This is a genomic window from Chryseobacterium subflavum, from assembly GCF_055762745.1.
Genome location: NZ_JBVTMR010000002.1, coordinates 160590 through 185190, shown reverse-complemented (window position 1 = coordinate 185190; position 24601 = coordinate 160590). Strand labels below are relative to the sequence as shown.

At 37.1% G+C, this 24601-nt stretch carries 17 protein-coding genes; 13 read left to right on the top strand and 4 right to left on the bottom strand.

What is annotated here, in order from left to right:
- From AC0INN_RS10090 to AC0INN_RS10070, 5 genes are all read left to right on the top strand, one after another.
- Positions 1-708 carry an ABC transporter ATP-binding protein gene (locus tag AC0INN_RS10090; protein WP_273650103.1) on the top strand — a complete coding sequence of 236 codons (708 nt, stop codon included), beginning with the start codon at positions 1-3 and terminating at the stop codon, positions 706-708.
- A gap of 24 nt (positions 709-732) precedes the next feature.
- The gene (locus tag AC0INN_RS10085) at positions 733-1668 is read left to right on the top strand and encodes a Dyp-type peroxidase (protein ID WP_306613046.1); all 936 of its coding nucleotides are present in this window, start codon (positions 733-735) and stop codon (positions 1666-1668) included.
- 104 nt (positions 1669-1772) lie between these two features.
- Positions 1773-2333, top strand: a complete 561-nt coding sequence (locus AC0INN_RS10080) for an RNA polymerase sigma factor (RefSeq protein WP_306613044.1) — start codon at positions 1773-1775, stop codon at positions 2331-2333.
- Positions 2320-2934 (top strand): hypothetical protein, encoded by a 615-nt coding sequence (locus AC0INN_RS10075; RefSeq protein ID WP_273650098.1) that lies wholly within the window; start codon positions 2320-2322, stop codon positions 2932-2934. Before AC0INN_RS10080 ends, AC0INN_RS10075 begins: the two co-directional genes overlap by 14 nt.
- Positions 2935-2964: 30 nt before the next feature.
- Entirely contained in the window at positions 2965-4002 is a 1038-nt protein-coding gene (locus AC0INN_RS10070; RefSeq protein ID WP_172281352.1) for an outer membrane beta-barrel protein, read from the top strand.
- A gap of 71 nt (positions 4003-4073) precedes the next feature.
- On the opposite strand, the gene AC0INN_RS10065 is transcribed toward AC0INN_RS10070, so the two are convergent.
- Together AC0INN_RS10065 and fumC are read right to left on the bottom strand one after the other, a co-directional pair.
- A complete protein-coding gene (locus AC0INN_RS10065; protein ID WP_172281350.1) occupies positions 4074-4268 on the bottom strand; it encodes a hypothetical protein in 195 nt (64 codons plus the stop codon).
- Positions 4269-4382: 114 nt separating this feature from the next.
- Entirely contained in the window at positions 4383-5777 is a 1395-nt protein-coding gene (fumC, locus tag AC0INN_RS10060; RefSeq protein WP_273650095.1) for a class II fumarate hydratase, read from the bottom strand.
- Between the two features lie 137 nt (positions 5778-5914).
- Between fumC and AC0INN_RS10055 the strand changes: the two genes are divergently transcribed.
- Both AC0INN_RS10055 and AC0INN_RS10050 read left to right on the top strand, forming a co-directional pair.
- Entirely contained in the window at positions 5915-7522 is a 1608-nt protein-coding gene (locus tag AC0INN_RS10055) for a fumarate hydratase (protein WP_273650094.1), read from the top strand.
- A gap of 94 nt (positions 7523-7616) precedes the next feature.
- Complete coding sequence (locus AC0INN_RS10050) at positions 7617-7895, top strand: hypothetical protein (RefSeq protein ID WP_172281344.1); 279 nt, start codon at positions 7617-7619, stop codon at positions 7893-7895.
- A gap of 98 nt (positions 7896-7993) precedes the next feature.
- Here AC0INN_RS10050 and AC0INN_RS10045 read toward each other — a convergent pair whose 3' ends face one another.
- Complete coding sequence (locus tag AC0INN_RS10045; protein ID WP_306613039.1) at positions 7994-8860, bottom strand: helix-turn-helix domain-containing protein; 867 nt, start codon at positions 8858-8860, stop codon at positions 7994-7996.
- Between the two features lie 150 nt (positions 8861-9010).
- On the opposite strand from AC0INN_RS10045, the gene AC0INN_RS10040 reads away from it, so the two are divergent.
- The gene (locus tag AC0INN_RS10040) at positions 9011-11071 is read left to right on the top strand and encodes a T9SS type A sorting domain-containing protein (RefSeq protein ID WP_306613037.1); all 2061 of its coding nucleotides are present in this window, start codon (positions 9011-9013) and stop codon (positions 11069-11071) included.
- 173 nt (positions 11072-11244) lie between these two features.
- Here AC0INN_RS10040 and AC0INN_RS10035 read toward each other — a convergent pair whose 3' ends face one another.
- Positions 11245-12270: an alpha/beta fold hydrolase gene (locus AC0INN_RS10035; RefSeq protein ID WP_228457007.1), complete on the bottom strand. Its 1026-nt coding sequence runs from the start codon at positions 12268-12270 to the stop codon at positions 11245-11247.
- A gap of 228 nt (positions 12271-12498) precedes the next feature.
- Here AC0INN_RS10035 and AC0INN_RS10030 point away from each other — a divergent pair, with 228 nt between their 5' ends.
- The 5 genes from AC0INN_RS10030 to scpA all read left to right on the top strand — a co-directional run bounded on the left by AC0INN_RS10030 (position 12499) and on the right by scpA (position 24593).
- A complete protein-coding gene (locus AC0INN_RS10030; RefSeq protein ID WP_306613034.1) occupies positions 12499-15336 on the top strand; it encodes an alpha-amylase family glycosyl hydrolase in 2838 nt (945 codons plus the stop codon).
- A gap of 187 nt (positions 15337-15523) precedes the next feature.
- Positions 15524-16609, top strand: a complete 1086-nt coding sequence (gene prfA, locus AC0INN_RS10025; protein ID WP_172281336.1) for a peptide chain release factor 1 — start codon at positions 15524-15526, stop codon at positions 16607-16609.
- 319 nt (positions 16610-16928) lie between these two features.
- A complete protein-coding gene (locus tag AC0INN_RS10020) occupies positions 16929-19031 on the top strand; it encodes a prolyl oligopeptidase family serine peptidase (RefSeq protein ID WP_306613032.1) in 2103 nt (700 codons plus the stop codon).
- A 253-nt stretch (positions 19032-19284) separates the two neighbouring features.
- Positions 19285-22335 (top strand): reprolysin-like metallopeptidase, encoded by a 3051-nt coding sequence (locus AC0INN_RS10015; protein ID WP_273650083.1) that lies wholly within the window; start codon positions 19285-19287, stop codon positions 22333-22335.
- Between the two features lie 134 nt (positions 22336-22469).
- Positions 22470-24593: a methylmalonyl-CoA mutase gene (gene scpA, locus AC0INN_RS10010; RefSeq protein WP_273650081.1), complete on the top strand. Its 2124-nt coding sequence runs from the start codon at positions 22470-22472 to the stop codon at positions 24591-24593.
- Positions 24594-24601: the final 8 nt, after the last annotated feature.

The following is a 24601-nucleotide window of genomic DNA, read 5'->3' as shown; positions in this document are numbered from 1 at the left end:
ATGATCACAATACATAATTTATCCAAAACATACGGTACAGCTACTGTTCTAAACATTGAAAACCTTGAAATCCCTCAGGGAGAAACTTTTGGGCTGGTTGGAAATAATGGTGCAGGAAAAACGACACTCTTCAGTCTGATGCTGGATCTTATTCAGCCGACAACAGGCTTTGTGAGCATTGATGGTATCAAAGTAAACGAATCTGAAGCATGGAAAAGTAAAGTTTCTGCGTTTGTAGATGATACGTTTTTAATAGGCTATCTAACACCCGAAGAGTACTTCTATTTTATCGGTGAACTGCGCGGGCAAAACAAAGCCTCTGTAGATGAGTTTTTAAAACCGTTTTATGATTTGTTTAATGGAGAAATCCTTAACTCCGGTAAATATGTCCGGGATCTGTCAAAGGGTAATCAGAAAAAAGTGGGAATTGTGGGAGCGATTATCGGAAGTCCGGAGATCATTATTTTGGATGAACCATTTGCCAACCTGGATCCTTCAACCCAAATAAAGCTTAAAAACCTGATCAAAGAACTCTCCAAGCAAGAAGGAGTTACTTTTTTGATATCCAGTCACGATTTATCGCATACAACCGAAGTGTGCAACAGGATTGTGGTGGTTAATAAAGGAAAGATGGTTAAAGACATTCAGACTAATCCGGAGACGCTGCGTGATCTTGAGCAGTACTTTGCGGATCAGGTTTCCCTATAATTTTAATTTTAAAACAAAATACAAATGAATCAAGAGTCACAGAACGTTACTGATTATCCTAACAGTAACACTATTTTTATGGTGTGGAAGCTACAAGAGGGCCCTCAATTGAAAAAAATATTTCAGCAACTATGCGCTTTGGTTTTAAATCTTAACAATTCTGTTTTCAACAGATTTCCGGATAGCAGAGCAAGCTGTATTATGGCGATTGGATATGAAGCATGGAAAAAACTGGATCTCCCAACACCACTTCCTAAAGAATTAGCCAATTTCGAAGAAATAAAAGGGGTAAAACATACTGCTGTTGCTACTCCCGGCGACCTGCATTTTCACTTAAGGGCAAACAATAAAAGTATTTGCTTTGATATGGCCATTGAGATATCAAAATTATTAAGCTCCGTTGCTGAAAGTATATTGGAAATTCATGGATTTAAATATTGGGATGCCAGGTCAATTTTAGGGTTTGTAGATGGAACCGAAAATCCGCACGGAGAAGACCGTGATTATTTTGCAAAAGTAGGAGACGAAGATTTAGCCTATAAAGGGGGAAGCTATCTTTTTGTTCAGAAGTACCTTCACAATATGGATGCATGGAAAGGACTTTCGACTGACGAACAGGAAAAAGTGATCGGAAGGTCAAAGGAAAATGACATTGAGATGTCTGATTCCGTAAAACCATCTAATTCCCACATTGCTTTAGCCAATATTGAAGGTGAAAATGGTGAAGAATTAAAAATCGTTAGAGATAACATGCCATTTGGGAATCCATCAACCAATGAATTCGGAACTTATTTTATCGCATATGCAAGCACCTTTACAACAGTGAAAAAAATGCTTACCAACATGTTTATTGGCGATCCGGCAGGGAATTATGACAGGATTTTAGATTTTAGCACTGCTAAAACAGGGACATTATTCTTTGCTCCAACCCGAGATATGCTGGACGCTTTTTCGGGATAAAATACGGATCAACTGTTATTATATTTATCAATTAAAATAAAAAAATATTTTTTGGTGTAACCTTTTTGAAATCCTGTTGTCTTTAAAGTAGAAACTAATCTTAAATGAAACTTTTGTTTGGAAATAAAAAAGAGGATTTGCTTAGCCGCCTGAAAAAACAGGATGCGGCTGCCCAGAAATTCTTTTATGATCAAAATGTAAAAAAATTTCTAAGTGTAAGCAAAAGCTACGTCAGTGATCTGTATCAGGCAGAAGATTGCCTTATCAGAGCATTTTGCAAGATTTTTCAACATATTGAAAGTTTCAGAGGAGATGGTAACCTTGAGGGATGGGCAAGAAGAATTGTTGTTAATGAATGTTTAAACTTTATCAAAAGCCGTAAAACCGTTTTTTACCTCGATGAAATCAACCAATCTTTCATGGATGAAAGCAATGAAGAGGAGCTAGTATTTGATTTTAATGCCCAGGAGCTCTTGGATCAGTTGCCGGATGCATATAAAATGGTTTTTAACCTTTATGTTTTGGAAGGATACTCTCATCAGGAGATTGCCGATACACTACAGATCTCCGTAGCCATGAGCAAGACGCAATTATTCAGAGCAAAAGAGAGATTAAGAAAAATTTACTTTCAACAACAAAAAACACTAAAAAATGAACACTATTAAAAATAATTTTGAAAATCAGATCAGAAAACAAATTGAAGAAAGGGAAATAAATCCTTCCAGAGATTTGTGGTCTGAAATTCAGAATCACACACAGAATAATCGTCCAAAATCAAAACTTAACTGGTTATTGGTTGCAGCGTGTCTTATCCTGCTTTTCAGTTTAGGCTCTGTTCTGGTATTTTACAATAAACAAAAGCCTTCAGAAGTTCAGATTACAGAAAGAAAAATACCTTCCGGTGCAAAGAAAGTGATAAGAGAAGTGGTAAAAGAATCTCCGGCAATGGTGCTACAGGATGTAAAAAAGAAGGACGAGACAAAGAATACTGAACCATCTGAGAATTTAGGGGCCCCTGAGGCAGTTGTATCCAGAGATAACAAAAAATTACCGGTCATTAAAGAAAACACTTCTGAGTTAGTACCTGTTATTATAGAAACACCTCCTGCCAAAATTATTGCACAGACGGATTCTGCAAAGGTACCGGCTGGCAGGAAAAGATATGTTGACCCCTCAACATTGCTTTTTTCGGTTGAACATAAAGATGCCATTGAAAAGACCAAAGGCAAAAGTAATGTTGCGACTATCGATCTGAACGGCAAATAATAATTTTAACGATAAAAAAATAATAATACTATGATCAAGAAATTTATCCTGATAGGATTCGTGTGCCTTTTTTCTGCCACAGCATATGCACAGAAAAAGCCTACGTTTAATCTTCCTTCAAAAGAAGAATCCGATGTGAGTCCTATGGTCAAGGAAAAAGTAGAAGAATATGCTACAGAGATTAATACAATTATTCAGGAGGAGAAAAAACTTATGGAAGCTGAGCTTTTAGATCTTCAGAGCAAAGGACTCGAAAAGAATGAGTTTAATAAGCAGAAAGCAGACATTGCAGATCGCTTTTCAGAAAAAATTGACCAAAGGATACGGGATTTGGGTTTTGACCTCGATATGGTGATTCAGAAACAGGTGAGGTATTCACTTCTCAATACTGATGTTACTTCCAAGGAAGAACTAAGGGCGAAGCTTTTGAAGAAGTTCAGGCCGACAAGAAGTTTGGATGGTTATTTCTCTTATGGAGTAATGACGCTTACAAATAATTTGTCCGATAATGACCTCGATAAGCATATGGGATATTCCAATAATCTGGAATTCGGCTTTAAATTTAACTATCAATTTAGCAGAACCAGTCCATGGGGTCTTATTTCCGGTGTTGGATTTTCCTGGAGAACACTGCGTTTGGATGATAATATGATTTTTGCAAAGGATGCCAATTCGAATGTCCATTTGCAGAAATATCAGGGAAGTATAGATAAAAGTAAGTTGAGAACGGGCTATATCATGATTCCTCTGGGTTTGCAGTATAATTTTTCAAAACTTAAAAGTGCAGGAATGGATATTCAGTACAGAGACTATAATAAGGGATTCAAGGTTGGAGCTAATGTGTATGGAGGGATAAAAATGTCGAGTAATAATATCTTCAAAGGAGACGGATTCGACTCGAGAGACCGTGCGAATTACCAGGTCAATCCTTTCGTATATGGTGGTCAGGTTACACTTTCCTATAACGATTTCAGTATTTTTGTAAAGAAGGATTTCAGCAATTTCTTTAAAGATGATACTTTTAAAAATGATAAAGCACTGATTTTTGGAGTAGCCCTTTGGTGGTAAGAAAACACATATATTTATATAAATCTATTGAACAAAGGCCGAAAAATGATTTTCCGGCCTTGTTTATGAAATTACATTGGCGGTTCTTCCGAACACATGTCTGCTTCTACAAAGCACATTCCAGAAGTACATGGATTTCCTGAAGGTGCGGATAAGCAGCAGCCATGATATCCGTTGTAAATGATGTGACGGGTTCCACTCGGACAAGTATGTCCACCCACTATTTTCTTTAAATTTTCTCTGTTAAGCTTTGCAAGATTTTTCATAGTTATTAGTTTAAATATTTATGTATCACTAATTTATGAAAAAAAATAATCAGAAGATCAGTGCTTAAATGCTTAAAACAAAAGCCTTAGATTTCTCCAAGGCCTTTCTGTTTGTTACTTTAAGCTTCCGACCATGTCTTCCGGTTTTACCCACTCATCAAATTGTTCAGCGGTTAAAAGTCCTAGATTAACGGCTTCTTCTTTTAATGTTGTTCCGTTTTTATGGGCTGTTTTTGCAATTTTAGCTGCATTTTCATAACCAATATGGGTATTTAAAGCAGTTACCAACATTAAAGATTTATCAACAAGCTCTTTAATTCTCTCATAATTAGGTTCAATTCCAACAGCGCAGTGGTCGTTAAATGAAATGCATGCATCAGCAATTAACTGAGCTGACTGAAGAAAATTATACGCCATAACAGGCTTGAAAACGTTTAGTTCGTAATTTCCCTGGGTCCCGGCGAAGGAGATGGTAGTGTCATTTCCTAAAACCTGCGCACAAACCATAGTTAAAGCTTCATTTTGAGTAGGATTTACCTTTCCGGGCATGATAGATGATCCCGGTTCGTTTTCAGGAATATGAATTTCCCCAATCCCGGAACGGGGTCCCGAAGCTAATAATCTTACATCCTGGGCGATCTTAAATAGTGATACGGCCAATTGTTTTAAGGCTCCATGGGATTCCACTATGGCATCATGGGCAGCAAGTGCCTCGAATTTGTTTTCCGCAGTTATAAAAGGATGATTGGTAAACTTTGCAATATATCCCGCTACAGCTACATCATAACCTTTTGGAGTGTTAAGGCCTGTTCCTACTGCAGTTCCTCCTAAAGCTAATTCAGAAAGATGCGGAAGAGTATTTCGTAATGCTCTGAGACCGAATTCCAGTTGAGCTACATAGCCTGAGAATTCCTGTCCAAGAGTAAGAGGAGTAGCGTCCATTAAATGGGTCCTTCCGATTTTTACGACATTTTTAAAAGCATTAGCTTTTTCGGCTAACGTATTTTTTAGTTTTTCAACCGCAGGAATGGTTACTTCAATTACTTTTTTATAGGCAGCAATATGCATTGCGGTAGGATAGGTATCATTGGAAGATTGAGACTTGTTCACATCATCATTCGGGTGAATTTCAGATTTATCACCAAGTGTTCCGCCATTATTAACATGAGCCCTATTTGATACTACTTCATTGATATTCATATTCGATTGTGTTCCGGAGCCTGTTTGCCAGATAACCAATGGAAACTGATCATTGAGCTTTCCTTCCAGAATCTCATCACAAACCTTCGCGATCATATCTCTCTTTTCAGCAGCAAGAACTCCCAGATCGGTGTTGGCATAAGCGGCTGCCTTTTTCAGATAAGCAAAAGCTTCAATAATTTCATGAGGCATTGAACCTTCCGGTCCGATCTTGAAATTGTTTCTGGATCGTTCGGTCTGCGCTCCCCAGAATTTATCAGCAGGTACCTGCACTTCGCCCATGGTGTCTTTTTCTATTCTGTAATTCATTGTGGTTGAAATTTTTATAAAGTTAAAGATAAACTATAAAATTCACAATTTATAATGGTTATAAATATGAAAGGTTATTGGTGATTTTACTCATGTTTTTTTAAGTATGTTTTATTTTTGCATAAAGAAAAAATTGAATGGAATTTAGATATCAGGATCCGTATCCGATTCAGAAAGATGATACGGTTTACAAGAAGCTTACATCAGACTATGTGAAAGTAGAACAACTTGGAGAAAGAGAGATTTTAACAGTAGATCCTAAAGGATTGGAGTTATTGGCTGAAGAGGCAATGGCTGATGTTTCTTTTATGCTTCGTTCTTCTCATCTTGAAAGCCTTAGAAGAATTATTGATGATCCTGAAGCTACTGATAACGATCGTTTTGTAGCGTACAACTTATTACAGAATGCTGCCGTTGCCGTAGAAGGAGCCCTTCCTTCCTGCCAGGATACCGGAACTGCTATTGTAATGGGGAAAAAAGGAGAAAATGTGTATACAGGAGTAGATGACGGGGAGTATTTAAGTAAAGGAATATATAATACATATCAGAAGAGAAATCTGAGATATTCACAAATCATTCCTTTGAATATGTTTGACGAGAAGAATTCGGGGTCAAATTTACCTGCTCAAATCGATTTATATACCAAAAAGGGAAACTCTTATGAGTTTTTATTTTTAACAAAAGGAGGTGGTTCAGCAAATAAGACCTTCTTATATCAAAAGACCAAATCTTTACTTAATGAAAAATCTCTTGAAGAGTTTATTAAGGAGAGAATTTCAGATCTTGGAACCGCTGCATGTCCACCTTACCACCTTGCTTTGGTCATTGGAGGAACATCTGCGGAAGCTAACCTGGCAGCAGTGAAAAAAGCTTCAGCTAAATATTACGATGATCTTCCTACTTCCGGAAATGAAGGCGGACAGGCATTCAGAGATCTTGAATGGGAAGCTAAGGTTCAGAAGATTTGTCAGGAAAGTGCAATTGGGGCTCAGTTTGGAGGAAAATACCTAACACATGATGTAAGGGTGATCAGACTTCCTCGTCACGCAGCTTCTTGTCCTGTAGGAATGGGAGTTTCATGTTCAGCAGACAGAAACATTAAAGGTAAAATTACCAAAGAGGGTATCTTCCTTGAACAACTGGAAGAAAATCCTAAAAGATTTTTGCCTGAAACAGCGCCCCACCTGGAAGAGGCCGTTGAGATCGATCTGAATAAGCCAATGCCGGAAATTCTGGCTGAGCTTTCCAAATACCCGATCAAAACCAGATTAAAGCTAAACGGAACTTTAATTGTGGCAAGAGATATTGCCCATGCGAAAATTAAAGAATTGATCGACAGTGGAAAACCGATGCCTGAATATTTTAAAAATCATCCTATATATTATGCAGGACCGGCAAAGACCCCAGAAGGGATGCCTTCCGGAAGTTTTGGCCCAACAACAGCCGGAAGAATGGATGTATATGTAGATGAATTCCAAAAAAACGGAGGAAGCATGATTATGCTGGCCAAAGGAAACCGCAGCAAGGATGTAACAGATGCTTGTAAAAAGTACGGAGGTTTCTATCTCGGTTCTATCGGAGGTCCTGCGGCTATCCTTGCCAAAGACAATATTCTTTCCGTAGACGTAGTTGATTTCCCGGAATTAGGAATGGAAGCGGTAAGAAAAATAGAGATCAAAGACTTCCCGGCGTTTATCATTACAGATGATAAAGGGAATGATTTCTTTGCAGATCTTGCGCATTAATTAGTTTAAAATCAAAATAAATAATAAAATAGAGCCTGTATCTTTTGTGTAAAAAGGAAAAAAGTTCTATTTTTGCCTAAAATATATAAGAAAAATGATGTTATCAGCATTTTGGCCGTTTTATCAGTTCCTTTGGACCATCTATTTTGTAACAATGTTCCTGGTAGGATTCTGGTGTATCTTTATGTTTTTTGGATTAGTAATCCCAATGTGGTTAAGCGAAGGTTTGATGGAATACTTCGGTAAAGTAAAGCCTTTCGATCCGGAAGATATCAGAAGAAAAAAAGTATATGAGCAGGAAGGAGTAGAGGTAATCTTCAGCGAGCCTAAAGGTAACGGCCCTTTCTTACACGATAGTCACGGACATCATTAATTGATTGTCATTGCTTTTCCGCCTTAATTCCGGGAAAGTGATATCAAAGCAAAACAACATATACAAAACCACTTAATCTGATTAGGTGGTTTTTTTATTTACTGGTTTCTCAATTTCTCCGGAGAAAGTCCGAATTTCTTTTTGAAGGCCCTTGTAAAGTTTTGTACATATTCATATCCACATTCTATAGATATTTCCTTGATCATGATCTCCTTGTTGATGATCATTTTTTTTGCCTTAAGCATTCTGAGGTCTGAGATATAATCTGTTATGGTCATATTATACTGGGACTTGAAGGCTTTTCGAATGCTATTCTGATTAATTCCTATAATCTTGCCGATTTCTTCTACCCTGATATTTTTATGGAAGTTTTCATCCACAAATCTTTTAATGGCTGATGCGGTTTTAGGAGAGATTTCATTTGTTTTTTTTTCAACAAACTGTTCAATCATTAAAATCAGGAGTTTGATTATTTTAGCTTCGATCAGTAATTTTTGCGTAATTCCTTTTTTGGGATTGCTTAATATTTCCTTGACGATCATATGCATTTCCACTGTCATAAGTGGTGGAGTTTCCTTATGAAGAAATATATAATTATTATTCACCATTTTTTTTAAGATATCTGCGCTTTCGTGGTCAGATTCAGGTTGAATCAGTTTTTCCATATACTGATAAGTAACCTGAATTTGGAGATATTTTAGTTTTTCGGGATTTTCTGTCCAGAGTAATGAGGTATTTTCCTGGGAGGAATAATGTAATATATATTGATTTTTTTTGAATAAAAACCTTGTTCTACAATCCTGGGCCTCCAGATAGATGCCTTGACTAAGTAAAAAGAGAAGATTGAAGGTATTTTGACCCTCAGTCATAATTGATTTCGAGGATTGTTCGGGGCAAACTTCTTCCTGTATTATTTTAAAGTCTGCGGATCTGAATAATAATCCTTTTTTAGATTGTTGCTTCATGTGGCAATCTCCTTACGATATGGTACGATTGATATTTAGTTAAACACCCGATAACAAAAAGTTTGAAAATGATAACTTCAGATTACCTGAGTAGAGTACTTTTGCGCAAAGTTAAATTTAAATTTAGAATAATTAAAAATAATATTCATTATGTTGAAAATTTTATATTTTACAATGCGAAAATTGGTGCTGGGACTGGGGTTGTTCATTGGTGGAAGTATCCTATATGCTCAGCAGTGGGAAAATGTAGGTTTGAGCACAATTGTTTCTACGGGAGGGAGTAGTAATAATAATCTGGCTATAGATCATTCAGGGAACTATTATTTATCATATTATGATGTGTCTGTTGGGAAAGGCTCGGTTCAGAAATTTGACGGAACCGGTTGGTCTTACGTAGGCGGAAGTGCAGGGATAACAAACGGATCAGCCCTTTACAATTCACTGACACTTGACAGTTCAGGAAATCCCTATTATACCAATCAGATCGGTTACCCGGGTTCCGGTCTGGAAGTACGTCAGTATACTGGTCTTGCATGGGCACAATTACCCAATGTTACATCGAATTCAGTAAATTATCATGCTTCGGCAGTATCATCCTCCAATGTTTTATTTACATATAGTAACGATGAATCCGGAACTGTTAAACGTTATGTAAACGGATCCTGGGAACAGGTTGGAAATAGTGGTTTTTCTAATGGAGCAGCATTTGCTGAAATGGTAATAGGATCAGATAATAAGGTATATACTTGTAGTGTAGCGAACGGAGTTAATGTATATCAAAATTCAACGGGGGCAACAGCTTCCGATAATTGGACATTGGTTGGTGGAAGTGTTGTTGATGCTTCTTCATCAGGAGAACAGTATTATTCAGATATTGCAATTGATAGCAATAATAATTTGTATGTTGCTTATGTTTCCAATGCTGCGAATGGAAGGAAAGTAAATGTTAAGAAGTTTAACGGAACTTCCTGGGTTCAGGTTGGAAATGCTTATTTTTCATCAGGAGCTGTTCAGTATACCGCAATTGCAGTAACACCTTCCGGTGAACCTTATGTAGCGGTTAGTCGATGGGAAAATGATAATCATTTAAGAAATACGGTTTACAAATTGGACAATGTAACTCAGTTATGGGGTGCTTTTGGAGGGGATTTTATTTCCGATGGAGGAGCTACATTTAATGATCTCGCGATCGATACATTGAACAAATATCTGGTTTTGGCTTATTCTCAGGATGGAACACGCGTAAAAAGAATTTCAATTGCCGGTTCATCTCAAACCTGTACCAATGCAGATCCGGGAAATAATCCCGGAGATACAGGATGTGTTTCTTTTACCTATAACGGAAGTCAGGTTTCTTATTCTACTGTTAGAGGTAAGGATGGGAAAATATGGCTTCAGCAGAATCTGGGAAGCATTCAGGTAGCTACCTCAATGACAGATGAAGATTCTTACGGAGACTTATTTCAGTGGGGGAGATGGGATGATGGACATCAGAAAAGAAATTCTCAAACAGTAGGCATTCCTACGCCGAATTCTCCAGATGGGTTAACCGGAATTACTTCTTTTGTAACCGGATCCTGGTGGAATGCCAATTCATTAACAGATCACTGGTCAGCAAACAATATGAATGCGGTAAACTCAGGAAACGGATATGATCCTTGTAAAGCAATAAGCCTGGATTGGAAAATGCCGAGCCAGGCAGATTGGGCTGCATTGCAAAGTGCTGAAGTAATCAATAATCCTGCAACCGCATACAGCAGTACTTTAAAATTGTCTGCGGGAGGATACAGAGGAGCTTCAACAGCTGACTTTACTTTTGTTGGGCAAAGAGGCTATTACTGGAGTTCCACCCCGTCAGCCTTCGGAGCCAAATACTTTTATATCGGGAATACTATTGGAAATCCAAATGCAGGCGGACCAAGAGGCCAAGGACAATCGGTAAGATGTGTCAAGGATGTATCTGCGCTAAGTACTTCCGAAATCAGACTTAATACAATAAGTGTATATCCAAATCCAACGAATGGAATTGTTAACATTGATGTGGATTCAGCAATAGAAAATGTGCAGGTAATGAATGCAGTAGGGCAAATTGTCAAAATTCCGTTTTTCAATAACAAGATTAATATGCAAGGAATTGCTAAAGGAGTTTATATGGTTCAGGTAAAGTTAAAGAGCGGGCAAACTTTTTCAAAAAAAATCATTAAAAACTAATACTTTACTATTGATTATTTAGAAGGTAATCGGTAAAGACCTTTGTTTTCAAAACTTATTCATATTCAATATATGACATTTTAAAAGATAGTTCATTTTTTAGTTAAATAAACCCGCAGTGTATACTATATTGTACATTGCGGGTTTTGTTTTAGGTTAAATTTTTGATGGATTTAATTTGCCATAGAATCTGCTTCAATAATAGCTTCAGCAAAAGCTTTCGGAGCTTCCTGCGGAACATTATGGCCTATTCCATTGAGGATTTTATGTACATATTTACCGGTAAATTGTTTGGCATAAGCTTTTCCATCTGCAGCGGGACCATCAAAATCACTTGCTATAGTAATGGTGGGTACATTAATAACGGGGCGTTTGTCCAAACGTTTTTCAAGATTGTCATATTTGGGCTCTCCTTTGGCCAGGGATAACCTCCAACGATAGTTATGAATAACAATTGCCGTATGATCGGGATTTTTAAAGGATTCGGCTGTCTGATCAAAGGTTGCCGTGTCAAAATTCCATTTTGGTGAAGCAGATTTCCAGATCAGTTTATTGAATTCATATGCATTTTTAGCATATCCTTTTTCACCTCTGTCGGTAGAAAAATAATATTGGTACCACCAGCCATATTCAGCTTCCGGAGTTAATGGATTTTTATTAGCTTCTAAATTTGTGACTAAATATCCGCTTACAGAAACAAGAGCTTTTACTCGTTCCGGCCATAACGCAGCCATAATGTCTGCTGTCCGGGCTCCCCAGTCGAACCCTCCAACTACTGCTTTGTTTATTTTAAGGGCATCCATCAAGGCAATGATATCCAGGGCAACAGCAGATTGCTGGGCATTTCTCATTGTATTTGGAGAGATAAAACGGGTCGTTCCAAATCCTCTCAGATAAGGAGTAATTACTCTGTATCCTTTTTGTGACAAAATCGGAACTACTTCATTGTAACTATGGATATCATATGGCCATCCGTGAAGAAGAATAACAGGAGTTCCATTGGCTGGTCCGGCTTCAGTATACCCGATATTGAGTACACCTGCATCAATCTGCTTTAAAACTCCGAGCGAACTTTCCTGATCCTGAGGATGAGCGGATGTTTGCTGTGCGTGGAGCGAGCCCGTTGTAATAAGAATGAGAAAAACGGCATTTAGAATCAGCTTTTCCATTACATTTTGAATTTTGAATCTTTGTAACATAGCTTTAGGTTTTTGATTTTTTGGAGTGATTTTTATTTATGATTCAAAAGTAGGACGATTCGTAAAGCCTTACCATTGTTACTTATTTCAACCGGGCATTATTAATCGTGAAGCGGTCATTTTAAATTGTGAATGATTAATTAGTAATTTTTGTGTATTATTTTGTTTAAAATAAATTGCTTTTAAGAAATTAAACTATTTTAGTATATAAATAGAAAAACGACCCTTATGAAGAAATTTTACTTTTTTATATTGCTGTTGATCAATTTTTTTGTGTTCGGACAAATCAACTATACCATTACTCCCGGACAGTTTAACGAAACAGATCAGATCACACTGACAGTTCCTGGTGATCAGATTGATGAATCGGCCTGGAACGTTAGTAACCACGCGATTTATATTTGGGCATGGTCACTGGATACCAACTACATGAATAGTCAGAATTGTCCTACAAATGGGAACTGGAACAATTCTGATGATCAGAATAAACTGAATTATAATTCAACGACAGATACGTATTCACTGACTTTTACACCAACAACTTTTTTTGGAAGAACAGGAATCGGAAGATTTGGTTTTCTATTAAAAGACAAGGCGGGAACCCATCAAACTTCTCCGGATATTTTTGTAAATGTAGGTGTATTAAATCTCACCCTGACAAATCCGCTGCCAAATAGCTTGACATCTGTACCTTCAGGAGGTTCTGTTTCTATATCAGCAACAACAAACGTCGCCGCTAATTTTCAATTAAAAGCTAATGGAGTTGTTGTAAATTCAACATCTACTCCTTCTGTTTCGTACTCTTACACCTATATGGTATCTGCAGATGCTGATATGGAACTCATTGCTACAGATAATTCCGGGACTAAAAATGCGAAATTCATAATACAGATTCCAAGAAATGTAATATCTCAGGCTATTCCTTCATGGATACGTCAAGGCATTAATTATCATCCTACCGACAATACAAAGGTTGGTTTAGCATTGTATGCTCCCCATAAAAACTTTGTGCATGTCATCGGAAGTTTTAATAGTTGGACAGTAAATGATAATTACCTGATGAAAAGGGATACTACAAACACTGATTTATATTGGATTGAGTTAGATGGGATTACTCCGCAGCAGCTGTATACTTTTCAATACCGAACGAATGACCTGAAAAAAGTAGCAGATCCTTTTTCTCCGCAGATTTTGTCTTCTTACGACGACCAATGGATTCCGTCATCCACATATCCCAATTTGCCACCCTTTCCTGCGGGACAGAATTTTGAAGCTTCTATGTTTAAAACAGGGCAGCCAAATTATAATTGGCAGGTTACCAATTTCCAGAGACCAGATAAAGAAGATCTGATTGTATACGAGTTGCTATTAAGAGATTTTACACAGGAAAAAAACTGGCAATCTCTTATCAATAAGATTACCTATTTAAAGAATTTAAAAATTAATGCGATTGAGCTTCTTCCTATTATGGAATTTGAAGGAAACCTTTCATGGGGATATAATACCTCTTTTCATTATGCATTAGATAAAGCCTATGGGACACCGGAGAAATTTAAAGAATTTGTAGATCTGTGCCACCAAAACGGGATTGCTGTGATTTTAGATGTGGCATTTAATCATGCTACGGGAAGGTCTCCATTGGTAAGATTATGGAATATTGATCCTGACGGGGATGGATATGGGGATGTAGCAGCTAATAATCCTTATTTTAATCAGGTTCCCAAACATTCTTACAATGTTTTCAATGACTTCAATCACACAAGTTCAGCCACGAGATATTATGTTGAACGGACCTTGCAGCAATGGCTGACGGAATATAAAATTGATGGTTTCCGTTGGGATCTCACCAAAGGATTTACCCAAAATTGTTCCGAAAATGATGAGAACTGCACGAATGCTTATCAACAGGACAGGGTAGATATTTTAAAGTACTATGCGGATAAACAGTGGGCAATTGACCCTAATTCATATATGATTTTTGAACATTTAGGAACAGATGCAGAAGAACAGCAATGGGCCAACTACAGAGTTGCTGAAGGAAAAGGAGTGCTGCTTTGGAATAAGCAAACAGAGCCTTATAACCAGAATACAATGGGATATAAGGAAAACAGCAATTTTGACCGGATGAATCATCAGCTTCACGGATTCACCAAAATGAATGCTGTAGGATATGGAGAAAGCCATGATGAAGAAAGACTTATGTTTAAAAATTTAGAATATGGCGCGATAAACGGTGCTTATAGTGTAAAAAATCTTGATACGGCTCTTGAAAGGATGAAAGCTTTTGGAGCGACCTTCTTTACCATACCGGGACCGAAAATGATCTGGCAATTTGGAGAACTTGGTTATGAATTCAGTATTAACCGATGTGCCGACGGAACCATTAATAATGGTTGCAGAACCGACGAAAAGCCAATTGCCTTTACATTAGGTTACGATAACAACCCAAACAGAAAAGCGGTCTATGATACATGGGCGCAAATTATTACCATTCGAAATACATATCCCGTGTTTAAATCAAAAACCTATACAGTAGAATCCAATAACCTTTCTAATGATCCGGATGGATTGATAACCAGGATATTTGTTTATGACAATCTTCTTAATAACGGGATGAAAAATGTAGTAGTTCTGGCGAATTACAATACAACAACGAAGAATGTTATTCCTTATTTTCCATATACAGGTCAATGGCAGAACTTAATGGATCAAACTATTTCAAATATTACCTCGACTACCGCTCCTATTGTATTACAACCCGGAGAATTCAGGATTTTTGGGAATTATACAGGCAATTTATCTACTGTGGATGAAAATGCACCTAATAGACTATCTCTTCAGGTAATGGAGAATCCGGTGCATAATAAAGTAGTAAAACTAAAATATTACAAGGCTAAGAATGGAGTAATTGCATTGTATGATATGACAGGTAAAAAGCTGGAATCATTCGCGCTCAAAAATGAGAGTGGAACTTATGAGTTTAAAATGGATTATGCTGCAGGAACTTATCTTGTTCATCTGAATTCTGAGTCGGGAATTGCGATACAAAAGATCATCATTAAATAGTTTGAATGTTAAATGATTCTTTTGTACAATTGTATACTATTTAGTTTTTTTACTTTGTTGATCGTGCAAATTAGTACTTTAAAGAAGTTAATATGTATAAGGGGGCCAAAGACGGTATAAATCAGAAACTAAAGGAGTTTCAAATTGAATTAATAATTCATATCTTTGCAGCCACAAAATTTCTATAATGTCCAAGTCATTAATTCCAAAACTGGAAGCTATAAAACAACGATATAATGAGGTTGCCGACCTTATTATCCAGCCTGATGTTATTTCTGATCAGAAAAGATATTCTTCTCTGAACAAAGAATATAGCGATCTGGGAAAAATCGTTAAAGTGTACGACCAATATAAAGCGGCATTAGATACAATTGAAGAATCTGATGAAATTATTGCTGATGGTTCAGACAGAGACCTGGTAGATCTTGCTAAAGAAGAAAAATTAGAAGCTCAGGCAAAACTTCCTGCTTTTGAAGAGGAATTGAAAGTATTGCTGATTCCTAAGGATCCTGCAGATGATAAAAATATCATTGTGGAATTGCGTGCAGGAACAGGGGGTGATGAAGCAGCTATTTTTGTGGAAGATATTTACAGAATGTATACCATGTATTTCAAAACTAAAGGTTGGAGACATGAAGTAACAGACTCTAATGAAGCTGCAAAAGGCTATAAGGAATTGATCATGAAAGTGGAAGGTGAAGGAGTGTACGGAATCATGAAGTTTGAATCCGGAGTTCACCGTGTACAACGTGTACCTGAAACTGAATCCCAGGGAAGAGTACATACTTCTGCCATTACTATTGCTGTATTACCTGAAGCTGAAGAAGTAGATGTGGAGATCAATCCTGCAGATATTGAAATGCAGACTTCGCGTTCCGGAGGAGCTGGGGGTCAGAACGTAAACAAGGTTGAAACAAAAGTTCAGTTGACTCACAAACCTTCAGGTCTTGTGGTGGTATGTCAACAGGCACGTTCTCAGCTGGCTAACCGTGAATTAGCAATGGAAATGCTTCGTGCAAAATTATACGACATCAAACTGCAGGAAGTTCAGGGAGATATCGCTGCACAAAGAAAAACGATGGTATCTACAGGAGACCGTTCAGCAAAAATTAAAACCTATAATTATCCTCAGGGTAGGGTAACAGATCATAGAATCAATAAATCGATGTATAATCTGGATGCCTATATGAATGGGGATATCTCTGAAATGATTGATGCTGTAATCATGGCTGAGAATGCAGAAAAAATGAAGGGAGAAGAAGATAATTATTAAATTTTTTAAATTAAATAAATAAAATAGCCTCTGTTTTCAGAGGCTATTTTATTTTAAATGTCTCATTCGTAACACCAATCTATATTATGAAAGCTTACAGAGCTATTATTTTTATAAAACGGTATTTTCCAAACGATTAGATTGTATGGTTTGAAACAAATGGGAGATGTCTTAATTGACAAACAGCCCGGATCGGATTGTCCCTAACCTTACCGATTTTATTTTGAAAGTTTTAATGTAAAATATTAATCAAATTGAGCCTGTATAACAGGTTTTTTTTATTTGATGATATTATGTATTTTTGATAAAATCCTTTGAAATGAATTTTAAACCGATCTTATTAACAGCTGGAGTTTTATTTTCAGCATCTTTTTATTCACAAAAAATGACTTATCCTAAGGCCCTAAAAGGTAATCAGACTGATACCTATTTCGGAACTGCTGTGGCGGATCCTTTCATAGATTTGGAAAATGACTCCCAGCCCACTAAAAAATGGGTGGATGAAGAAGTTGCTTTCAGCCAGAATTACCTTTCAAAAATACCCTTTAGAGAAAAAATAAAAAATCAATTGAGGGATATCTGGAATTATGAAAAGATTTCTGCACCTTCAAATGAAGGAGATTTTACTTATTATAATAAAAATGACGGGCTGCAGGCACAATCCGTGATATACAGAACAAATAATAAAACGAAGACTACAGAAGTATTCCTTGACCCCAATAAGTTTTCTGAAAAAGGAACCACTTCTCTTTCTCAGCTTTCATTTAATAAAAAAGGGAATTTAGCGGCTTATTCTATTTCTGAAGGTGGAAGTGACTGGAATAAAATTATCATTATTGATGCTATTACAAAGAAGCAAATCGATGATACATTGACGGATGTTAAATTCAGTGGTATTTCCTGGCAAGGAGATGAAGGATTTTATTATTCCAGCTACGATAAACCTAAAGAGGGAACTGTGCTTTCAGGGATGACCGATAAGCATAAAGTATACTTTCACAAATTAGGAACAAAACAATCTTCTGATCAACTGATTTTCGGAGGAGATAAAACACCAAGGAGATATATCGGAGCAAATGTTTCTGAAGATCAGAGATATCTTATCATATCAGCTGCTAATACTACAAGCGGGAACGAATTATATATCAAGGATCTTAAAAATGGAGGTGATTTCATACAAATTAATAAAGGATTTGACATTAGTGCGGGTATTGTAGATACGGAAGGAGATAACTTGTTTATTTTCACGGATAAAGATGCTCCAAATATGCGTCTTGTAAAAACCAGCATTAAAAACCCTTCTCTTGAAAACTGGATCGATGTCATTCCTCAGACAGAAAATGTATTGGGAATTTCTACCGGTGGAGGATATTTCTTTGCAACATATATGGTAGATGCCATTGATCAGGTAAAGCAATATGATAAAACGGGTAAACTTGTAAGAGATATAGTTCTTCCGGGAAAAGGAAATATTTCAGGTTTCGGAGGAAAGAAAGATGAAAAAGAACTTTACTTTTCTTTTACCAACTATATTACACCGGGAACAACTTATAAGTTTAACGCTGATACTGGTAAATCAGAGGTTTACCAGAAACCAAAGGTAAAATTCAATCCTGAGGATTACATATCTGAGCAGGTATTTTATACATCAAAAGATGGAACGAAAATTCCTATGATGATTAACTACAAGAAAGGGGTAAAGCTGGACGGTAAAAATCCTACTATTCTTTATTCTTACGGAGGTTTTAATATCAGCTTACAGCCATCATTCTCTGTTGTCAATGCGATCTGGATGGAGAATGGAGGAATTTATGCAGTTCCGAATATCCGTGGAGGTGGGGAGTATGGTAAGAAATGGCATGATGCGGGAACAAAAATGCAAAAGAAAAATGTATTTGAGGATTTCATTGCTGCCGGAGAATACCTGCAAAATAAAAAATATACTTCGAAAGAGTATATGGCGCTTTCTGGAAGGTCAAACGGAGGATTGCTGGTTGGAGCTACGATGACCATGCGACCTGATCTCGCTAGAGTAGCATTTCCAGGAGTAGGTGTTCTGGACATGTTGAGGTATAATAAATTTACGGCAGGTGCCGGATGGTCTTATGACTATGGAACAGCAGAAGACAACAAAGAGATGTTTGATTATCTAAAATCTTATTCACCGGTACATAATGTAAAGGCCGGAACTTGTTATCCGTCGACTATGATTATTACAAGTGATCATGATGACAGGGTTGTTCCAGCGCATTCATTCAAATTCGGTGCTGAACTTCAGGAGAAACAAGCCTGTAAAAATCCAATCCTGTTAAGAATTGAAAAAAATGCAGGACATGGAGCCGGAAGATCGACCGAACAGGTTATTGGTGAAAATGCGGATTTAATTTCTTTTGCTTTGTTTGAAATGGGAATTAGATTGTAATTGATTAATTTTTTTTAATAAAATATACAAATTGTTAAACCGAAAGATCAATCTTTCGGTTTTTTTGCACGAAAAAATGTGTAATTATTTAATTTTTTTTTGCATTTATGGTTTATTTTTTTAATATCAAATGTATAAGGAGGGGTTAAATTGATGCTTTAGTTGATTATTAACTTTTTTGATGTGTTATTAGTATTTTTTGTTTTTATTTTTGTTGAAATGCTTAACGTTTTTATTAAAATAAATGTAATTTATGAAAAAGAAAGTTCTACTTATTTGTGCACTAGCTGCTGGACTTACCAGTAGTTATGCTCAAAGATGGGAATCCGTATCTCAAAAGACTTCCCAGTTACGAAAAGAAGTAGAGGTTAAATATGCTTATAAAGTAGATTTAACTTCGCTCAGAAATTTATTAAAAGATGCTGTTGAAACAGGAAACAATGCCAAACCTGTTGTTATTAATTTACCTACGGTAGAGGGAAAAATTGAAAAGTTTGCTGTGTACAGTAATCCTGTTATGGAGAAATCTCTGGCAGATAGATATCAGTTAGGTTCATATGTTGGGGTAGGTATTGATGATCCTTCCAAATATGTAAGATTCAGTACCTCGCCGACTGAAATGCAATCTATGATTATTAAGGATGGCGTATTTCAATTTATAGAACCTATTTCTACAGATAAGCAGACATATGGAGTCTTTTACAAGACGAAGAGGACTGAAGGAGATCATGGGTTTGAATGTACAAGTGAGGAAAAGAGCTTTAAAGATATAAAGACGCTGGAGGGTAACGGAAAAAAAAAGCTTTCTAGTGTAGGAATTACAAGTAGACCTTCCAGTACAAAGTATAGAACATATAAGCTTGCACTGTCTGTTACAGGTGAATATACCCAGCATTTTGGCGGAGTACCTGGTGCTGTTGCACAGATGAATACGACGATGACTCGTGTAAACGGAGTATTTGAAAAAGATTTTGGAGTTAAATTAATTGTTCAGGATTTGCCAACAATTGTTTATAGTAACCCTGCTACAGATCCATATTCTGATGCTGCTGCTGGATCGGCAGGAGCTTGGAACTTAGAATTACAAAATACTTTAACAGCCAATGTAGGAAATGCTAATTATGATATTGGACACTTATTCGGAGCTGATGGAGGAGGGGGAAATGCAGGATGTGTTGGGTGTATTTGTGTAGATCCGTCGACTGCAGAGCCAGAAGGTAAAGGTTCCGGATTTACTTCTCCTTCAAATGGAAATCCAAGTGGTGATACTTTTGATATCGACTATGTTGCCCATGAAATGGGGCATCAGTTAGGGGGAAACCATACTTTCTCAAAAAGCACTGAAGGTTCAGGAGTGAATGTAGAACCTGGGGGTGGAACAACGATTATGAGTTATGCAGGAATTACACAGGACAATGTACAAATGAATTCCGATGCTTATTTCCACTATGCTTCAATCAATCAAATACTAACAAATCTTGAAGGTAAGCCGGCTGCTTGTGGTATATCTCAAGATATTACAACGAATACTCCACCTGTAATTTCTCCTCTTACATCTTATAGCATTCCAAAAGGAACAGCATATTATTTAGATGCAGTAGCAACAGATGCTCAAAATGACCCATTGAAATATACATGGGAACAATATGACAGTGTTGATGACTTCGCTTCAATTTCAGGAGATAGTGGATGGGGATACAATACTCAGGGATCCTTAGCAAGATCTTTCTTTGGAACAGCAAGTGGAAGAAGATATTTTCCAAGTCTGCCTTTAGTAATGAATGGTACTCTTACCAATAAAGCGACATGGGAAACAGTTCCTTATGTGCCTAGAACTTTACACTATGCAGTGACAGTAAGAGATGAGAATACTGTAAGACCAATGTTATCTTCTTCTGAGACTACTGTAACAGTTGGTAATGATGGACCATTTAAATTTAACGGATTAACTGCTTCCTCGGTATTATATAATAATGCTTCAAACACGATCCAATGGGAGGTGGCTAATACCAATGCAGCTCCTTATAATGTTACCAATGTGAAAATAGATTATACAACCGATAACGGAAATACATGGACTGATCTGGTAGCTACTACTCCCAATACAGGCAATTATTCCGCACAAATGCCAAGTAATTTAACAGGTGCTGTTAAGTTTAGAATATCAGCAATTGGAAATATATTTTATGCGGTGTCTCCTCAGGTTACTATTGGAACAGCCCCTACATCAACGACTAATGCTCCTACAGGAGTTTTCGTACTGCCTTCTGAAATTTTAAAGACCACGGCAAGAGTTTCTTGGAACAGTGTTCCCGGAGCTAATACTTATTCTATTAACTATAGAAAAGTTGGTGAAGTAAATTGGGCTAATGCGGTAAGTAATACTAATTCTGTTTCTTTAACAGGTCTTGAAGACGAAACCAGTTATGAAACCCAAGTTGCAGCTGTAGTAAACAATGTACCTGGAGCATTCTCTACGAATTATACTTTCAAAACGAAAGGTTTAAGAACAGGAGTTGACTACTGTTTGATGACTACGGGGGGGAATAATCTTCTTGCACCCTACTACAGCGGGCTTATTCAATTAAATCTGGCTAATGTTAATTATTTCTCAGGTAACTTGAATACTGCAGCTAGAACCTATTTGGATTTTAGTGAAGATGCCAGTAAATTAATCAACTTAACAAAAGGTACTCAATATACTATTTCATTTAGAAATTTAGGTCATGGTCTTGGAACTTATAATGACTGGTTAGAAATATGGATTGATTATAATAGAAATGGTACTTTTGAAGCCTCAGAAAAGATAGGATCTAGTGGTGCCGTTCCTGTTTATAATGCTGCAAATGATCTTAATTTCCATGATGGGACGATTGTATTTACGGTACCAGCAACTGCCTACTCAGGTGACAAAACATTAAGAATGAGAGTGGCAAGTACTTTCTTTAATCCTGCTACTGGGCCATGTGGTACTTCCTCTATTCCGGTAGGTGGCGGTGGAGTAATTTCAACGGGTTCTTTTAGAGACTTTTCTGTAAAAATTACAGGAGCACTTGCTGTGGATGAAGTAAAAGGAACAAAATCTGAAATTGAGATTTATCCAAACCCTGCCGATACCTTTGTTGAAGTTAAAAATCTTAAAGGAAAAGCAGATTATAAGATCTACAGCGCTGAAGGAAGACTAGTACAAAGCGGTAAACTGGAAGGTCAAAGAATTAATGTAGCTTCACTTATTAAAGGAATGTATGTTATTACCATTACCGGTGAAACTAAAACATACAGTACAAAGCTGATTAAGAAATAATAAAGTTAAAAATTAGATCGGAGCCGGACAATTGTCCGGCTTTTTATTTAGCTATTGGTTTTAATAACAGGTGTTTAACTGTAGTTTCATGTTTCATTCAAAAAAATTAACTTTACGGGGATAAAATTATTGAAATGCGAAAGACAATTTCTGTAAGAAAACTGAATCTGGATATTTTGCCTAAAGAAGGTGAGATTTATAATTTCGAAAAGGATGGGTTAGAATTAAAATCATCCTACACCCATGAAGATGTTAAAGATAAAGCTCTTACAGAGACATCTCCCGGAATTTCACCTTATTTAAGAGGGCCGTATTCAACGATGTATGTTCAAAAACCTTGGACAATACGTCAGTATGCCGGATTTTCTACCGCTGAAGAGTCTAACGCATTCTATAGAAGAAACCTGGCAGCAGGGCAAAAAGGATTGTCTGTAGCATTCGATCTTGCCACCCACAGAGGATATGATTCCAATCATGCAAGAGTTGTGGGAGATGTTGGGAAAGCCGGGGTTGCCATTGATTCCGTTGAGGATATGAAGATTTTATTCAATGAAATCCCTCTGGATCAGATTTCGGTTTCCATGACGATGAACGGTGCGGTCTTACCAATCTTATCGTTCTATATTGTTGCCGCAGAAGAACAAGGTGTTCAACAGGATCAGCTCTCAGGAACCATTCAGAATGATATTCTGAAAGAGTTCATGGTAAGAAATACGTATATTTATCCGCCTACCCCTTCCATGAAGATCATTGCGGATATCTTTGAATATACATCTAAATACATTCCCAAATTCAATTCTATTTCGATTTCTGGTTATCATATGCAGGAAGCGGGAGCAACCCCTGTTCTTGAAATGGCATATACATTGGCAGATGGTTTGGAATATGTAAGGACAGGAATTAAAGCGGGAATGAATGTGGATGATTTTGCCCCAAGACTTTCTTTTTTCTGGGCAATAGGCATGAACCATTTTATGGAAATAGCTAAAATGCGTGCTGCAAGATACATCTGGGCTAATCTTTTGAAACAGTTCAACCCTCAGAATCCAAAATCTTTAGCGCTGAGAACCCATTCTCAAACATCAGGATGGTCACTTACAGAGCAGGAACCTTTTAATAATATTACCCGGACTGCTATTGAAGCATTATCTTCAGCATTAGGAGGAACACAATCCTTACATACCAACGCATTGGATGAAGCGATTGCTTTACCTACAGATTATTCAGCAAAAATTGCCAGAAATACCCAAATTATTTTACAGCAGGAAAGTGGAATTTGTGATGTGGTGGATCCGATGGGGGGAAGCAATCTGGTGGAAAGTCTTACCCAGCAGATGATTGAGGAGGCAATGAGGTATATCGATGAGGTGGAACAGGAAGGAGGAATGACGAAAGCAATTGAAGCAGGAATTCCTAAAATGAGAATTGAGGAAGCGGCAGCCAGAAAGCAGGCAAAAATAGATAGCGGTGAGGAATTTATCATTGGTGTCAATTCATTTAAATCGGCTCTGAAACAAGAGCCTATTGAGATCCTTGATATCGATAATACGGAAGTTCGCAGAAAACAGATAGAAAGACTGGATTCCATTAAGCAAACAAGAAATGGAGAAGCTGTTGAAGAGATCTTAAATGAGATCAGAGAGAGTGCAAAAACAGGTAAAGGAAACCTTTTAGCTTTATGTATTGAAGCGGCAAGAAGAAGAGTGACACTTGGTGAAATGAGTGATGCGATGGAAGAGAGCTTTGGAAGATACAAAGCCAATATCAGAACAATTTCAGGAGTATATGCAATGAATGCGAGTAAAAATGAATATTTCGAAAAAGCCCTTCATCTCACTCAAAAATTTGAGGAAGAAGAAGGACGTCGCCCAAGATTAATGGTTGCCAAAATGGGGCAAGACGGACACGACCGTGGTGCTAAGGTAGTGGCAACAGCATTTGCAGATATGGGATTTGATGTGGATGTAGCTCCTTTATTTCAGACTCCGGAAGAAGTAGCGAAACAAGCTGTAGAGAATGATATTCATATTTTAGGAGTGTCTTCTCTCGCAGCAGGCCATAAAACCCTCGTTCCACAGGTCGTGGAAGAATTAAAAAAATTAGGGGCAGATGATGTAACGATTGTAGTAGGTGGGGTTATTCCTCAGCAGGATTATGAATTTCTTTACGCAAACGGTGCAGACTTTATTTTCGGCCCCGGAACCAATCTTCCTAAATGCGCTGTAGAGATCCTGGATAAGTTTCTAAACAAAAGTTAAATATTTTA

Coding starts and splice junctions, on each gene's coding strand:
- AC0INN_RS10040 (WP_306613037.1), top strand. CDS start 9,011: ATGTTGAAAATTTTATATTTTACAATGCGAAAATTGGTGCTGGGACTG.
- fumC (WP_273650095.1), bottom strand. CDS start 5,777: ATGAATTACAGAATAGAAAAAGACACCATGGGCGAAGTGCAGGTACCT.
- prfA (WP_172281336.1), top strand. CDS start 15,524: ATGTCCAAGTCATTAATTCCAAAACTGGAAGCTATAAAACAACGATAT.
- AC0INN_RS10085 (WP_306613046.1), top strand. CDS start 733: ATGAATCAAGAGTCACAGAACGTTACTGATTATCCTAACAGTAACACT.
- AC0INN_RS10020 (WP_306613032.1), top strand. CDS start 16,929: ATGAATTTTAAACCGATCTTATTAACAGCTGGAGTTTTATTTTCAGCA.
- AC0INN_RS10055 (WP_273650094.1), top strand. CDS start 5,915: ATGGAATTTAGATATCAGGATCCGTATCCGATTCAGAAAGATGATACG.
- AC0INN_RS10050 (WP_172281344.1), top strand. CDS start 7,617: ATGATGTTATCAGCATTTTGGCCGTTTTATCAGTTCCTTTGGACCATC.
- scpA (WP_273650081.1), top strand. CDS start 22,470: ATGCGAAAGACAATTTCTGTAAGAAAACTGAATCTGGATATTTTGCCT.
- AC0INN_RS10065 (WP_172281350.1), bottom strand. CDS start 4,268: ATGAAAAATCTTGCAAAGCTTAACAGAGAAAATTTAAAGAAAATAGTG.
- AC0INN_RS10080 (WP_306613044.1), top strand. CDS start 1,773: ATGAAACTTTTGTTTGGAAATAAAAAAGAGGATTTGCTTAGCCGCCTG.
- AC0INN_RS10035 (WP_228457007.1), bottom strand. CDS start 12,270: ATGTTACAAAGATTCAAAATTCAAAATGTAATGGAAAAGCTGATTCTA.
- AC0INN_RS10045 (WP_306613039.1), bottom strand. CDS start 8,860: ATGAAGCAACAATCTAAAAAAGGATTATTATTCAGATCCGCAGACTTT.
- AC0INN_RS10075 (WP_273650098.1), top strand. CDS start 2,320: ATGAACACTATTAAAAATAATTTTGAAAATCAGATCAGAAAACAAATT.
- AC0INN_RS10030 (WP_306613034.1), top strand. CDS start 12,499: ATGAAGAAATTTTACTTTTTTATATTGCTGTTGATCAATTTTTTTGTG.
- AC0INN_RS10070 (WP_172281352.1), top strand. CDS start 2,965: ATGATCAAGAAATTTATCCTGATAGGATTCGTGTGCCTTTTTTCTGCC.
- AC0INN_RS10090 (WP_273650103.1), top strand. CDS start 1: ATGATCACAATACATAATTTATCCAAAACATACGGTACAGCTACTGTT.
- AC0INN_RS10015 (WP_273650083.1), top strand. CDS start 19,285: ATGAAAAAGAAAGTTCTACTTATTTGTGCACTAGCTGCTGGACTTACC.